Annotated in this window: 11 protein-coding genes; 1 reads left to right on the top strand and 10 read right to left on the bottom strand. The window is 64.3% G+C overall.

Annotated elements, in window-relative coordinates; translation table 11 throughout:
* Positions 1-27 precede the first annotated feature (27 nt).
* The 9 genes from IVA82_RS32400 to IVA82_RS32360 all read right to left on the bottom strand — a co-directional run bounded on the left by IVA82_RS32400 (position 28) and on the right by IVA82_RS32360 (position 10,638).
* Entirely contained in the window at positions 28-945 is a 918-nt protein-coding gene (locus IVA82_RS32400; RefSeq protein WP_057900729.1) for an MBL fold metallo-hydrolase, read from the bottom strand.
* A gap of 125 nt (positions 946-1,070) precedes the next feature.
* The gene (locus tag IVA82_RS32395) at positions 1,071-2,276 is read right to left on the bottom strand and encodes an NAD(P)/FAD-dependent oxidoreductase (RefSeq protein WP_247389600.1); all 1,206 of its coding nucleotides are present in this window, start codon (positions 2,274-2,276) and stop codon (positions 1,071-1,073) included.
* A gap of 428 nt (positions 2,277-2,704) precedes the next feature.
* The gene (locus tag IVA82_RS32390; protein ID WP_247389601.1) at positions 2,705-3,535 is read right to left on the bottom strand and encodes an alpha/beta hydrolase; all 831 of its coding nucleotides are present in this window, start codon (positions 3,533-3,535) and stop codon (positions 2,705-2,707) included.
* Between the two features lie 196 nt (positions 3,536-3,731).
* On the bottom strand, positions 3,732-5,363 hold the full coding sequence (locus IVA82_RS32385; protein ID WP_247389602.1) for an adenylate/guanylate cyclase domain-containing protein: 1,632 nt from the start codon (positions 5,361-5,363) through the stop codon (positions 3,732-3,734).
* A gap of 150 nt (positions 5,364-5,513) precedes the next feature.
* On the bottom strand, positions 5,514-5,921 hold the full coding sequence (locus IVA82_RS32380; RefSeq protein ID WP_247389603.1) for a F0F1 ATP synthase subunit epsilon: 408 nt from the start codon (positions 5,919-5,921) through the stop codon (positions 5,514-5,516).
* Between the two features lie 115 nt (positions 5,922-6,036).
* Positions 6,037-7,479: a F0F1 ATP synthase subunit beta gene (atpD, locus tag IVA82_RS32375; RefSeq protein WP_247389604.1), complete on the bottom strand. Its 1,443-nt coding sequence runs from the start codon at positions 7,477-7,479 to the stop codon at positions 6,037-6,039.
* Positions 7,480-7,533: 54 nt separating this feature from the next.
* The gene (locus tag IVA82_RS32370; protein WP_247389605.1) at positions 7,534-8,409 is read right to left on the bottom strand and encodes a F0F1 ATP synthase subunit gamma; all 876 of its coding nucleotides are present in this window, start codon (positions 8,407-8,409) and stop codon (positions 7,534-7,536) included.
* A gap of 139 nt (positions 8,410-8,548) precedes the next feature.
* Positions 8,549-10,078, bottom strand: coding sequence for a F0F1 ATP synthase subunit alpha (gene atpA / locus IVA82_RS32365; RefSeq protein ID WP_247389606.1), 1,530 nt, complete (start codon positions 10,076-10,078; stop codon positions 8,549-8,551).
* The gene (locus IVA82_RS32360) at positions 10,078-10,638 is read right to left on the bottom strand and encodes a F0F1 ATP synthase subunit delta (protein WP_247389607.1); all 561 of its coding nucleotides are present in this window, start codon (positions 10,636-10,638) and stop codon (positions 10,078-10,080) included. The genes atpA and IVA82_RS32360 overlap by 1 nt, the downstream gene beginning before the upstream one ends.
* A 634-nt stretch (positions 10,639-11,272) precedes the next feature.
* On the opposite strand from IVA82_RS32360, the gene IVA82_RS32355 reads away from it, so the two are divergent.
* Complete coding sequence (locus IVA82_RS32355; RefSeq protein ID WP_148739253.1) at positions 11,273-11,764, top strand: septal ring lytic transglycosylase RlpA family protein; 492 nt, start codon at positions 11,273-11,275, stop codon at positions 11,762-11,764.
* Positions 11,765-11,984: 220 nt separating this feature from the next.
* On the opposite strand, the gene IVA82_RS32350 is transcribed toward IVA82_RS32355, so the two are convergent.
* Complete coding sequence (locus tag IVA82_RS32350) at positions 11,985-14,195, bottom strand: primosomal protein N' (RefSeq protein WP_247389608.1); 2,211 nt, start codon at positions 14,193-14,195, stop codon at positions 11,985-11,987.
* Positions 14,196-14,315: the final 120 nt, after the last annotated feature.

The following is a 14,315-nucleotide window of genomic DNA, read 5'->3' as shown; positions in this document are numbered from 1 at the left end:
CTGGTTCGGCCTTAACCCGACGAGCGGTCAGTAGTCCCAGAAGACCGGTACGAAACGGAAGGCGTCGCCGTCGGCCGCCACCCGGCCGATGGACGGGAACGGCAGGTGAGTGGCCACCAGCATCTCGCCGCTCTTAGCCAGCTCCCGCAAAAGACGGACCCGAACGCGCGCCGCCTCTTCGGGGTCGTGTTCGAAGCCGTTGTGCCAGTCGGGCTGCTCGAACCCGACAGTAAACACGGCGTCGCCGGCGAACGTCAGCCCATCGCCGCCGGACGCCACGCGGACCACGCTGTGCCCGGGGGTGTGACCGCCGGTGCGACGGGCGACCACGCCCGGCGCAATCTCGTGCTCCTCATCGAACGTCCGCAGGTTGCTCCCGTACTCGCTCACGAACCGCTTGGCGGCCGACCGAAGCGCATCCGGGAAACCCTGCGGCATGGAGGTGTGGGAGAAATCGGGCGACTCCCAGAACTTGACCTCGGCGGCCGCCACGTGGATCCGCAGGTCTTTACGCAGTCGCTCCTTCACCCCCTCGACGAGCAGCCCGCCAATGTGGTCCATGTGCATGTGGGTCAGCACCAGGTCGGTCACGGACCCAAGATCGATGCCGGCGGCCTCCAGTCGCTTGATCAACTGGCCGGCCCGCGGCAAGTTCAAGTCCGGATCGGACCCTAGTCCAGCGTCAATGAGGATGGTCTTGCCGCCGCTACGCACCACGACCACGTTCAGCGCCCAGTCGAACGCGTCCTGCGGCAGGAACATGTCTTTCAGCCAGGCCGCGCGGTCGGCCGGGTCGGCGTTGTGTCCCAACATTTGGGTTGGGAGCGGCAGCACGCCATCGCTGACCACCAGCACGTCAATGTCGCCGACCTTCAGCGCGTAGCGCGACGGAACGAGCTCTTCGGGTCCCGATGTAACGGGGTATGAGGTGTTGTGCAGGTTCATGTTCGTCTCCTGTTTCATGGTAAAGGCGCCTGGTTGGTCTTGGTTCTGGCTGGTCTTGGTTCTGGCTGGTCTTGGTTGAGCAGGCCGCGCAGCCAGGGGAGCGCGGCCGCCATCGCTTGGGGCGTCTAGAGGTTGGTCACGCGCTCCGGATTGGCCGACGCGAGCGCCGCGGCGCGCTCGGCGCGGGGCGGGTAGATCCAGACAGTATTGATCTCCTGCTTGGTCTTCTTGGCGAGGTCGCCGACCATCTCGACCTTGCGCTCCCAGCTGCGCGTGAACAGAGCGCCGGCTTCGCCGAGGTCGAGGCAGGTGACGTAGGCCTTCTGGTGATACGGCCTGGTCGGAACACCCAGGAGTTCGGCGACGGCATTGTTGCCGGCAAAGGCGCCCATCCGCGTGGCGTGCTGGCACGACATCAGCGCGTAGTTGCCTTCGTCGTCGCATGCGGCCCGCGCAGCATCGCCGGTGGCGAAGACGCCGGCGACACCCGGCACGCGCAGATCGCGATCCACCAGCAGCCGGCCGAAATTGTCGCGCTCGGCAGGAATCTGCTGGGTCAACGGGGCGGCGCGAATGCCGGCCGCCCAGATCACGGTTTCGGCTTCGATGCGTTCGCCGTCGGCAAGCGTGATGCCGGATCCATCGAGCGCCGCAACGCCGGCGCCGAGACGGGTCTCCACACCGAGCTTGCGCAGGGCGTCCTCGATGACAGGACGGGGGCCTTCGCCCATATCGGGTGCGATTGCGCTGTTGCGGTCGACGATGATCACGCGCGTCTTGGCGTCCTTGCCAAGGATTTCGCGCAAGCGCGCAGGCAGCTCGGTTGCTGCCTCGATGCCGGTGAAGCCGCCGCCAGCGACGACGACCGTATCGCGCCCGTTGATGGCCGGCCGGTCGACTAGGCTGTGTAGGTGCTTGTCGAGCGCGATTGCGTCATCGAGCGAGTCAACACTGAAACCGTGCTCGGCAAGGCCCGGAATGTTGGGGCGGAAGAGGCGGCTGCCGGTCGCCACCACGAGACGGTCGTAGGACAGAGTCCTTCGCGGGCCGTTCGGAGTCGTGATCTGCACCGTTCGAGCATCGGTGTTGATCGTTTCGGCGCTGCCCTGGATGTAGTCGACGTCGATCGCCTTGAGGACGTCAAGCAGCGGCGCTGTCAGGGTTTCCGGCTTCGGCTCATAGAGCCGCGGGCGGACCACCAGCGTCGGCTCCGGTGCGATCAGTGCGATTTCGAGATCGTCAGGCGAAACGCCCTGAATGTCGCGCAGCCGGGCGGAGGAAAGGGCGGCGTACATGCCGGCGAAGCCGGCGCCGATAATGACTAGTCGCATGGATTTTCTCCTTGGTTTGCACTTGTCGAAAGTCTGTGCGCTACCGCCGCTTCTCCGTTGAGGGCAGCGTTCGGCGGCTCTACGAGAGGTGAAGCGAATGCTGGTCTTAAGGTGCGATGCAGCGTGACGGCGAGCTCAGCGGCCAGCCGTATATCGAAAGCCAGCCGGTGCAGACCTCTTCGGACTCCAGTCCTGGTAGGGAAGGCCGGACCCAGCCCCGGTCATCATCGAAACCAGCGGGTGCGGCGTTTGCATGAAGTGCGGCGCGACTTCCACCTCCTCGCCCGCCGCGGAAGTGAAGCGAACGGCCAGAGAGAGGCCGTAGAAGACGGCAGGGGCAACGACCCTACGTCGCGATCTGATTGCAAGTGGGCTGGCGAAGCTCTTCCAGGTCATATTTGTCTCCCGCTGTTCCTGATCGGCGCCGACTAGGCCGAGATGAAGGAGAGAATGTCGGCGTTGATGAAGTCGGCATGTGTCGTGCACAGGCCGTGCGGCAGAAGATCGTAGATTTTTAGTGTGCTGTGCTTCAGTAGCTTCGCCGACAGGGGCGCGGAGTCGTCGACGGGTACGATCTGATCGTCACCGCCATGCAGGACGAGCGTGGGCTGGGTGATGCTTTTCAGGTCCTCGCTGAAGTCCGTTTCCGAGAAAGCCTTGATGCCATCATGGTGGGCCTTAGCGCTGCCCATCATGCTTTGGCGCCACCAATTCCAGATGACGGCCTGCGATGCTTCTGCGCCCGGGCGGTTATAGCCATAGAATGGACCGCTCGCGAAATCTCTGTAGAACTGCGCCCTGTTGGCAGAGAGCTGCTGGCGTAGGCCGTCGAACACTTCGATGGGCAAGCCACCCGGATTGGTCTCCGTCTTCAACATCAGCGGCGGCACCGCACCGATCAGGACCAGCTTCGCCACGCGATTTCTGCCATGGCGTGCAACGTAACGCGTGGCCTCGCCGCCGCCCGTGGAATGGCCGATGTGAATGGCATTCCGAAGATCAAGGTGCTCTACGACGGCCGCGACATCGGCTGCGTAGTGATCCATATCGTGGCCGTCACTCACCTGCATCGAACGACCATGACCCCGGCGATCATGGGCGATGACACGGTAACCCTTGCTGACGAAGAAGAGCATCTGGTTATCCCAGTCATCGGCGGTCAGTGGCCAGCCGTGGTGAAAAACGATCGGTTGGGCTGATTTCGGCCCCCAGTCCTTATAGAAAATCTGGACGCCATCGTTGGTGGTGACGGAGATCATAGGATCGGTCCCTTGAGTTCGTGTGTCGCTCTCTCAGCGTGGGCACGACGATCTCTAGCGAACCTGGCGTGCCGCTGCCCCAGAGCGATTGCCGTCGCTATAGAGCGATTGCTGCTAACGCCTGCGCCTCCGCCAATCGCCCGGGGCATAGCGGACCTCGCAAGCCGCCCGTCCGGCAGATTTATGGGTTCACGGCCTAATTGACCGGCCCCACCGCGAACGGGCCGATCGCGATCACATGGCAATCGCTGTCACGCCTGGCGCAATCGGCCAGCGCCGAATTGACGGCGGTCTGCTCGTCGGCGGCCTTCAGGCCGAGACCGGGGCGGCCTGCGGTGCCGACAGCGACCGCATTCCAGCCGGTGGCGTCAGCGAGCTTGCGCGCGACCTCGTCGCGCGCATCCGCCAGAATCGAGGCGTTGCTGGCGGCATGGAAGAAGCCGGTGATCTTGAGCACAGTCGGGATCGGCACGACGAAATTGTCATCGACCGCCACGATCAGGCAGGCCACGCCGGCAATCGCCCCGCAGGATTCGAGCGCGCGCCGCGTCGCATCGTCGGCCGACGGTGCGCCCATCACCATGAAATACTGTCCGCCGGGGCCGAGCGCGACCGAGCGCGATTTCGTAGCCGGAACATACATGTTCTCGAGGCGAAGCTTGGCGGGATCGCGCACCATCGGAAAGTCCTTCGAGGCGAACGGACGCTCGGTCATGGTGTCGTGCCGCACCCAGGGTTGCGGCGGCACCGGCGGCTTGCCGTGGGTGTAGACGATGGTGTTGCCGACCGCATAGAGCTCGCAGCGCCGCGGCGATTGCGAGGCATCGGCGCGCTTCTGGCACTGCTCGAGCGCAGCGTTGCGCGCGGCTTCCTCATTCGGCTGGTTCAGTGCCGAACCAGTGAAGCCGCCGATGTTGAGCGCAAAGGCCTTGTAGTCGCCGGCGGTGGAATACTCATTGGAAAGATAGGCGCGCACACGCTCGCCAATGAACGGCACCATGTCGGCTGGGAATTTGCCGCCTGAGACCGCGGGCGGCGAAGGGACCGGCGCCGGATTCGCCGCGGCCATGGTCGGCGTCGAGCCGGGTGCTGCGGCAGCCGCCGTACTGGCGGCCGGATTTGACGCCGCAGCCGGCGCTGCCGCCGCGCTTGCCGGTGCCTTGGTGGTTTCGAGCTTGGTGAAATAGAGGAAGCCGCCAACGCCAATGGCGACGATGGAGACGACGCCGACGACCAGCGGCCACATCCAGTTCGGCGCGGGCGCGGCCTTGCCCGAGACCTTCTTCACCTGCGGCGTGTTGTAGCTGCCGTCCTCGCGCCGCATCGCCACCATGTAGGCATGGACGGGCGTCGGGATATTCTTGACCTCTTGCGCGCCGATATCGGCGAACTGCACCGACAGCTTGTTGGCGACCTGCTCGTGCACGGCGCGGGAGACGCAAATGCCGCCTACCTCGGCGAGACCTTCCAGCCGCGCCGCGATGTTGACGCCATCGCCGAGCAGATCGCCGTCGCGCTCGACCACGTCACCGATGGTGATGCCGATACGAAACGACATCTGGCGGCTCGGCGGATAGGCCATGTTGCGGGTCCGCAGCGACTCCTGGATGTCGATCGCGCAGCGCACCGCATCAACTGCGCTGGGAAATTCCGCGAGCACGGCATCGCCGGCGGTATTGAAGATTCGTCCGCCCGCTTTCGCAATGAAGTCGTCGACGACTTCGCGGTAGGAGGCCAGACGCCGCAGCGTCTCCTCCTCGTCTTCCGCGACAAGTCTCGAATACCCGGCAATATCGGCTGCGAAGATCGCCGCGATCTTGCGTTTCATCTGCTACCGGCCCCGGAACAAATTTCCGCGGATCAGAATGCCGCTATCGGCGGCGCGGTGCAACAAAGTTTCAGCGCCCGCCACGGCCGTGACGAGCGCTGAATGTAGCCAGAAATCTTGTGTTCGAGCCCCGGAGCGGTGCCCCGGGGCTTAGTGCATAGCCGTGGAGTTGAGCTGTTGCTGGATGCTCTTGAAGTGGTCGAGCCGTTCGATGGCACGATCGAGCTCGCCGCCCTCGTGCTCCTTGAGGTTCTCTTCCATCTCCGAGATGGTCTCGGCGAACCGCGCACGGTCGAGCTCGGCCAGCGACGTCGCGACGTCGGCGAGCACGGTGAGGCCCTTCTCGGAGATTTCGGCAAGGCCGCCGAGCACGATGATCTTCTCGTGCTTGCCGCCGGTGGTAACGGTGAGAATGCCGGGGCGGATCGCAGCCACGACCGGCGCATGTCCCGCCAGCACGCCGAAGTCACCCTCGACGCCGGGGACGTCGACCTGGTCGACCTCGCCCGAGAATGCGAGCTTTTCCGGAGAGACGAGATCGAAGTGGAAGGTGGCCATGGACTGTCCGTTGTTTTCTGCTTGTCACCCGCGGGCTCGACCCGCGGGTCCATCCATCAAGATTCTCTGTCGATGGATCGCCGGATCAAGTCCGGCGATGACGAGATGAGAAAGCTTAAGCGGCTTCGGCGGCGAGCTTCTTGCCCTTCTCGACCGCCTCTTCGATGGTGCCGACCATGTAGAAGGCAGCTTCCGGCAGGTGGTCATACTTGCCTTCGCAGAGGCCGCGGAAGCCCTTGATGGTGTCCGCAAGATCGACGAACTTGCCCGGCGAGCCGGTGAAGATTTCGGCGACGTGGAACGGCTGCGACAGGAAGCGCTCGATCTTGCGGGCGCGGGCCACCGTCAGCTTGTCCTCTTCCGAAAGCTCGTCCATGCCGAGAATGGCGATGATGTCCTGGAGCGACTTGTAGCGCTGCAGCACCTGCTGGACCTGGCGCGCGGTGTCGTAGTGCTCCTGGCCGACGACGAGCGGCGAGAGCATGCGCGAGGTCGAGTCGAGCGGATCGACCGCCGGGTAGATGCCCTTCTCCGAGATCGCGCGGTTCAACACCGTGGTCGCGTCCAAATGCGCGAACGAGGTCGCGGGTGCCGGGTCGGTCAAGTCGTCGGCCGGCACGTAAATGGCCTGCACCGAGGTGATCGAGCCCTTGTGCGTGGTGGTGATGCGCTCCTGCAGCGCGCCCATATCGGTGGCGAGCGTCGGCTGATAACCCACGGCGCTCGGAATACGACCGAGCAGCGCCGACACTTCCGAACCGGCTTGCGTGAAGCGGAAGATGTTGTCGACGAAGAACAGCACGTCCTGGCCCTGGTCGCGGAAATGCTCGGCGACGGTCAGACCGGTGAGGCCGACGCGGGCGCGCGCGCCCGGCGGCTCGTTCATCTGGCCGAACACTAGCGCGCACTTCGACTTCACGCTCGGGTCCGGATTGTGCGGATCGGCGTTGACCTTGGACTCGATGAACTCGTGGTAGAGGTCATTGCCCTCGCGGGTACGCTCGCCGACACCGGCGAACACGGAGTATCCGCCGTGCGCCTTGGCGACGTTGTTGATCAGCTCCTGGATCAGCACGGTCTTGCCAACGCCGGCGCCGCCGAACAGGCCGATCTTGCCGCCCTTCGCGTAAGGAGCAAGAAGATCGACGACCTTGATGCCGGTGACGAGAATTTCAGCTTCGGTCGACTGGTCGGTGTAGGTCGGCGCTTCCTGGTGGATGGCGCGCTTGCCTTCGGACTGGATCGGGCCGGCTTCGTCGATCGGCTCGCCGATCACGTTCATGATGCGGCCGAGCGTGCCCGCGCCCACCGGAACCGCGATCGGCTGACCGGTGTCGGTCACTTCCTGGCCGCGCACTAGACCTTCGGTCACGTCCATCGCGATCGTGCGCACCGTGGACTCGCCGAGATGCTGGGCGACTTCCAGCACCAGGCGGATGTTGCCGTTCTTGGTTTCCAGCGAATTGAGAATGGCCGGCAGGTGGCCCTCGAACTGCACGTCGACGACTGCGCCCATGACCTGGGTGACGCGACCGACCTGGTTAGCTGCTGTGGCCATGAATTGCTCTCCTTCGGAATTCTGTACTTGAACGACCGTCGTTTGGTTCGTGCGTCAGATCGCCTCGGCGCCGGAGATGATCTCGATCAGCTCCTTGGTGATCTGGGCCTGACGGGTTCGGTTGTAGATCTGGGTTTGCTTGCGAATCATTTCCCCCGCGTTGCGGGTGGCGTTGTCCATCGAGCTCATCTGCGCGCCGTAGAACGAGGCGTTGTTCTCCAGCAGCGCGCGGAAGATCTGCACCGCGATATTGCGCGGCAACAGGCCGGACAGGAGTTCGTCCTCCTCCGGCTCATATTCGTAGGAGGTCGAGGGTGCGTTCGCCGCCTTTTCTTCCACGATCAGCGGAATGATCTGCTGCGCGGTCGGGATTTGCGCAATCACCGACTTGAACTGCGCGTAGAACAGCGTGCAAACGTCGAACTCGCCGGCGTCGAAACGGGCGAGCAGCTTCTTGGCGATGTCCTCGGCGTTGACAAAACCGAGCTGGCGGACGCCGCGCAGGTCGAGATGCTCGACGATCTGCTTGTCGTAGAGGCGGCGGAGCTGCTCATAGCCTTTGCGGCCGACGCAGAAGAATTTCACTTCCTTGCCCTGCGCCATCAGCGTCTGCGCGCGTTCGCGTGCCAGACGCACGATCGAGGAGTTGAAGGCGCCGGACAGGCCGCGCTCGCCGGTGCAGACCAGCAGCATGTGAACCTGATCCCTGCCGGTGCCGGCGAGCAGCGCCGGCGCACCGGGCGAGCCCGCAGCGGCGCCGGCGATATTGGAGATCACCGCGCTCATCTTGTCGGCATAGGGCCGCGCCGCCTCGGCCGCTTGCTGGGCGCGGCGCAATCTGGACGCTGCGACCATCTGCATGGCCTTGGTGATCTTCTGCGTCGCCTTGGTGGAGGCGATGCGGACCCGCATGTCTTTAAGTGACGCCATTCTTCGTCCCCGACGGCTCGATCCCTTGCGGTCAAGCCGCTAGCCTATTTCTGTCGTCATGCCCGGGCTTGTCCCGGGCATCCAAATCTTCGTCTCCCACGCGGTCAGGCGGGGACGGCCTTCTTAGGCAAAGCTCTTGTTAGGCAAAGCTCTTGGCGTAGCCTTCGACCACCGACTTCAGCTTGGCGGCGGTATCGTCTGACAGATCGCGGCTGTCGCGGATCGCGTTGAGGATCTCGGCGTTCTTGCCGCGCAGCAGCGACAACAGACCGTCTTCGAACGCGCGCACTTTGCTGACCGGAAGCGGATCAAGATAGCCGTTGGTGCCGGCCCAGATCACGCAGACCTGCTCTTCCATCTTCAGCGGCGCGAACTGCGGCTGCTTCAGGAGCTCGGTCAGGCGCGAGCCGCGGTTGAGCAGGCGCTGGGTCGAGGCGTCGAGGTCGGAGCCGAACTGCGCGAACGCCGCCATTTCGCGGTATTGCGCCAGCTCGCCCTTGATCTTGCCGGCGACCTTCTTGGTGGCCTTGGTCTGCGCCGAAGAGCCAACGCGCGACACCGACAGACCTACGTTCACCGCGGGACGAATGCCCTGGAAAAACAGGTCAGTTTCCAGGAAGATCTGGCCGTCGGTGATCGAGATGACGTTGGTCGGAATGTAGGCCGACACGTCGTTGGCCTGAGTTTCGATGACCGGCAGCGCCGTCAGCGAGCCGGAGCCCTGGTCCTTATTGAGCTTCGCCGCGCGCTCGAGCAGGCGGGAGTGCAGATAGAACACGTCGCCCGGATAGGCTTCGCGGCCCGGCGGGCGGCGCAGCAGCAGCGACATCTGGCGGTAGGCGACGGCCTGCTTGGACAGATCGTCATAGATGATGACGGCGTGCATACCGTTGTCGCGGAAATACTCGCCCATGGTGCAGCCGGTGAACGGCGCGATGTACTGCATCGGCGCCGGATCGGACGCAGTCGCGGCGACGATGATCGAGTATTCCAGCGCGCCCTGCTCTTCCAGCACCTTGACGAACTGGGCGACGGTCGAACGCTTCTGGCCGATCGCGACGTAGACGCAATACAGCTTGATGTTCTCGTCCGGCTGCGCGTTGAGCGGCTTCTGATTGAGGATGGTGTCGAGCGCGATCGCGGTCTTGCCGGTCTGGCGGTCGCCGATGATGAGCTCGCGCTGGCCGCGGCCGATCGGGATCAGGGCGTCGATCGCCTTGAGGCCGGTCGCCATCGGCTCGCTCACCGACTTGCGCGGAATGATGCCGGGCGCCTTGACGTCGACGCGCATGCGCTTGTCGGCCTGGATCGGGCCCTTGCCGTCGATCGGGTTGCCGAGTGCGTCGACGACGCGACCGAGCAGGCCCTTGCCGACCGGCGCGTCCACGATGGCGCGGGTGCGCTTGACGGTCTGGCCTTCCTTGATCTCACGGTCGGCGCCGAAAATAACGATACCGACATTATCGGTTTCGAGGTTCAGCGCCATGCCGCGGGTGCCGTTCTCGAACTCGACCATTTCGCCGGCCTGGACGTTGTCCAGACCGTAGACGCGGGCGATACCGTCGCCGACGGACAGCACCTGTCCGACTTCAGAGACTTCAGCTTCCTGGCCGAAATTCTTGATCTGGTCCTTGAGGATCGCGGAAATTTCCGCGGCGCGGATGTCCATCAGCCTGCCTCTTTCATCGCGTGCTTGATCGAATTGAGTTTGGTGCGAAGCGAACTATCGATCATGCGGCTGCCAAGCTTGACCACGAGGCCACCGATGATTGAGGGATCGACTTTCACGTTCAGCGCGACGTCCTTGCCGGTCACCGATTTCAGGGCAACCTTGAGAGCGTCGAGATTCTTGCCCGAGAGCGCCTCCGCCACGGTGACGTCCGCGGTCGCCTCGCCCTTGAACTTGGCGACCAGGGCGCGGTAGGCGCGGATGACGTCGGCCACCGCAAACAGCCGGCGGTTGGCGGTCAGGACTTTGAGGAAATTGGCGGAAATGCCGGCGATCCCGGCCTTGTCCAGCACTGCGCTGAGCGCCCTGGACTGGGCCTCGGCCGCGAACACGGGGCTGCGGACGAGGCGCTTCAGATCAGCGCTTTCGTTCAGCAGGCCCTCGAACCGCTCGAGATCGGCCTTGACCTCGTCGACCACTTTCTGGTCGCGGGCCAATTCAAACAAGGCCGTTGCATAACGGCCCGACACACCGGAAACGGACGTATCTTCAGCAGCCACAGACGCGCTCTTTTAGCTGTCAAATTCGCAAGGGAAAAACCGTCGCCACGAAGCAGCGCCTAGCGATCCAAGCCCTTGGAATTCAAGCGGGACTTCGATTTCCGACCGACACAGGGAAGTGCCGGGCTCGTTAAAATCGCGGCTTTGCTAACATAGCAGGCGCGCACGTGCAACATGACGCCAAGTTAAAGACCCGCGTTCTGTCGCCAGTCCGTCGCATCCCGCGATGCGTCGGCGTCCACTTGCCAGGCCACGGAATGACACCGGAGGCGCCGCGGCTTCTCGCCCATTCGTTCCTGCCATCAGCGCATGGCGGCCATGAACACGGCTCGCTGAGGCGTGAATTCGGCGCGGCCGTTTCACTCAGCGAATACTTACCCAATTCTAAATCCCGAGGGCGATGACTTCGCACTACAGTATTCATAAGTATTGATATGGTTGATAGATCGTTAAAGCAGACTATTACGGAACATCCCTGGAATACAGGCCCGAGTAACAAGATGTTTCAACCGCACACATACTGGAACTACTGCCCAATTCATGCCGCATTGCGCAACGAAACGCCATCGCGCTCATAACTTGATAGGGGCTCCATTAGCCACAGATGTGGCAATACTAGCGTAGGGACCACTAAATGCTGTCATTTAAGGCGCTGGGGTACATCACCCGGCCTCGTACGGCGCTCGCTTTCGTCGCCGCAACTCTTCTGATCGGTGGAACTGCCACCGAGGCATCAGCCAAGTCGAGGCACCACCGGCACCATCACCGCCACCACGCTCAGACCGAGACCAATTCGGATTGGCGAAATGCCAACGCGGCAATGACGCCGTCGACCGGCACGGGCCGCAGCTTCTCCGGCATGGCCTCCTTCTACGGCAACGAATCCGGCAGCAAGACCGCGTCGGGCCAGCGCTTCAACCAGAACGCCATGACCGCGGCGCACCGTTCGCTGCCGTTCGGCACCAAGCTGCGTGTTACCCATGGCGGCTCGAGCGTCATCGTCACCATCAATGATCGGGGCCCATTCATTCGCGGCCGCGTCCTCGACCTCTCCACGGGCGCTGCCCGCGCCATCGGCCTCACCGGCGCCGGCGTCGGCCGCGTCACCGCAGAGGTCGTCTCTTAAGACCCTCGACGCGCCGCGCAGCACAGCATGAGCAGCTTGCCGCGCGCGTGAAACAAGCCCGCCGTCTTGGGGGACGGCGGGCTTTTTGTTGCCGTCATTTCGAGGCGACGCGTAGCCCGGATTTCGCGAAGCGAAATCCGGGAGTCTTCGTATGTGGATCGACTTGTCCCGGATTGCGCTTCGCTCCATCCGGGCTACAGGCTCGTCGTGACAGCGGCGCCTACAAAAAGCTCTGCGGATCGACGTCGACCTCGAGCTTCTGGTTGCCCTTCGGCTTCGGGCTGACGGCGAGCCAGTTGCGCAAATAATCTGACAGGTCGAAGCCGCGCGCCGATTTCACCAGGATGCGGAAGCGGTAGCGGCCCTTGATCACCGCGAGCGGCGCTTCCGCGGGCCCCAGCACCTGCACGCGCTCGTCGCGCGGCGCCAGCGCAACCAGCCGACGGCCAAAACCTTCCGCGCTCGGGCGATCGCCCGCGGAGATGATCAGGCTCGCGAGCCGTCCGAACGGCGGATAAAGCGTGCGCTCGCGCAAATCGATCTCGCTGTCGTAGAACGCCTCGCGGTCGCAGGCGATCAGCGCCTTCATCACCGGATGATCCGGCTGATGGGTCTGGAGATAGCCGACGCCGCGGCCCTGCTCGCGCCCGGCGCGGCCGATCACCTGGTTGAGCAATTGCCAGGTGCGTTCCGCCGCGCGCGGGTCGCCGTTGGAGAGGCCCAGATCGGCATCGACCACGCCGACCAGATTAAGCCGCGGGAAATTGTGCCCCTTGGCGACGAGCTGCGTGCCGATGATGACGTCGACACGGCCTTCGGCGATGTCGTTCAGCTCGGAGCGCATCGCCTCGATCGAAGTGATGAGATCGCTCGACAGCACCATGGTGCGCGCCTTCGGAAACAGCGCGGCTGCCTCCTCCTGCAAGCGCTCGACGCCGGGCCCGACCGCGACCAGTGATTCCTCCGCCGCGCAATGCGGGCAGGCCTGCGGGCGCGGCATCGAGAAGCCGCAATGGTGACAGACCAGCCGCTGGCGGAAGCGGTGATCGACCAGCCAGGCGTCGCAGATGGTGCAGGCGAAGCGATGGCCGCAGGCGCGGCACAGCGTCAGCGGCGCATAGCCGCGGCGATTGAGGAACAATAGCGCCTGCTCGCGCCGCTCAATCGCGCTTCTGATCTCGGACGCCAGGCGCCGCGAGATGAAGCGGCCGCGCGCGGGTGGCTCGCGGCGCAGGTCGATCGCCTCGATATGCGGCATGTGCTGACCGCCGAAGCGCGAGGGCAGCGCGATGCGTTGATAGCGGTTCCTGCGGGCGTTGACTTCGGACTCGACCGACGGCGTCGCGGACGCCAGCACGATCGGAATCTTTGCGATATGCGCCCGCACAACCGCCATGTCGCGGGCGTGATAATGCACGCCGTCATCCTGCTTGTAGGCCTGGTCGTGCTCTTCATCGACCACGATGAGCCCGAGATTAGCGTAAGGCAAAAACAACGCCGAGCGCGCACCGACCACGACCGGCGCGCTGCCGTCGCAGATGGCAGCCCAGTTGCGTGCGCGGGTGCGCGGGGTCAGCTCCGAATGCCACTCCAGCGGCCGCACGCCGAAGCGCTGTGCGAAGCGGTCGAGGAACTGGCCGGTGAGTGCGATCTCCGGCATCAGGATCAGCGATTGCTTGCCGCGGCGGATGGCCTCGGCGATGGCCTCGAAATAGACCTCGGTCTTGCCCGAGCCGGTGACGCCGTCGAGCAGGGCAACGTGAAAGGTGCCGTTGGCAGCGAGCGCACGCATGGTGTCGACCGCAGAAAGCTGGAGCTGTGTGAAATCCGGCCGGCCAAAGCCGGGATCGGGTGCCGGCGGCGGCGGAGGCGGCGGCAGCGGCTCGACCGCGAGCGTGCCTTCGTCGACCAGGCCGTCGATCACGCCGGCCGATACGCCGGCTTCTTTCACCACGTCCGACTTGCCGTGCAGCAGCCGGTCCGACAGCGCCTCGAGCACGCGCTGCCGCGCCGGTGTCAGCCGCCGCGGCGGATCGCCGACCAGCCGCACGCCGGCGCGCACCCTCTCCGGGCCGAGGTTGTCGCCCATCCGCAGGCACATGCGCAGCACCATGCCGCGCGGGCTCAGCGTGTAATTGGCGACCCAGTCGACCACCGAGCGCAGCTCGCCCTTCAGGGGTGGAAGATCGAGCTTCTCGCTGACGTCCTTCAGGCGGTTGTGCAGGCGCGGATCGGGATTGGTATTGTCCGCCCAGACCACGGCAAGCACCTCGCGCGGGCCGAGCGGCACACTGACGAGATCGCCTGCCTTGAGCTCCATGCCGCGCGGGACGCGGTAGGAATAGGCATGGTCAAGCGCAACCGGCACCAGCACGTCGACCATGCGGGTCGCGTTGGCGGAGGCGGTGCTGCTGCGCGGTGATTGGTCCATGAATGGTCTTTGGACGAAGAATCGGAACCGAGGCCTTCAATGCTAGCGGCGCGAGGCCGCCTTAGCGAACAGTAAACGAGTGTGATGCGATATACTGAGTGGAATCACCACGTCCAGAGC

This window comes from Bradyrhizobium sp. 142, from assembly GCF_023074015.1.
GTDB lineage: Bacteria > Pseudomonadota > Alphaproteobacteria > Rhizobiales > Xanthobacteraceae > Bradyrhizobium.
The sequence above is the reverse complement of the archived record's forward strand: the minus strand, read 5'-3'. Positions and strand labels throughout refer to the sequence as shown.

Bases quoted from the DNA above. Each gene is read 5' to 3' on its own strand.
- IVA82_RS32400 (WP_057900729.1), bottom strand. From the start codon at position 945: ATGAACCTGCACAACACCTCATACCCCGTTACATCGGGACCCGAAGAG.
- IVA82_RS32395 (WP_247389600.1), bottom strand. From the start codon at position 2,276: ATGCGACTAGTCATTATCGGCGCCGGCTTCGCCGGCATGTACGCCGCC.
- IVA82_RS32390 (WP_247389601.1), bottom strand. From the start codon at position 3,535: ATGATCTCCGTCACCACCAACGATGGCGTCCAGATTTTCTATAAGGAC.
- IVA82_RS32385 (WP_247389602.1), bottom strand. From the start codon at position 5,363: ATGAAACGCAAGATCGCGGCGATCTTCGCAGCCGATATTGCCGGGTAT.
- IVA82_RS32380 (WP_247389603.1), bottom strand. From the start codon at position 5,921: ATGGCCACCTTCCACTTCGATCTCGTCTCTCCGGAAAAGCTCGCATTC.
- atpD (WP_247389604.1), bottom strand. From the start codon at position 7,479: ATGGCCACAGCAGCTAACCAGGTCGGTCGCGTCACCCAGGTCATGGGC.
- IVA82_RS32370 (WP_247389605.1), bottom strand. From the start codon at position 8,409: ATGGCGTCACTTAAAGACATGCGGGTCCGCATCGCCTCCACCAAGGCG.
- atpA (WP_247389606.1), bottom strand. From the start codon at position 10,078: ATGGACATCCGCGCCGCGGAAATTTCCGCGATCCTCAAGGACCAGATC.
- IVA82_RS32355 (WP_148739253.1), top strand. From the start codon at position 11,273: ATGCTGTCATTTAAGGCGCTGGGGTACATCACCCGGCCTCGTACGGCG.
- IVA82_RS32350 (WP_247389608.1), bottom strand. From the start codon at position 14,195: ATGGACCAATCACCGCGCAGCAGCACCGCCTCCGCCAACGCGACCCGC.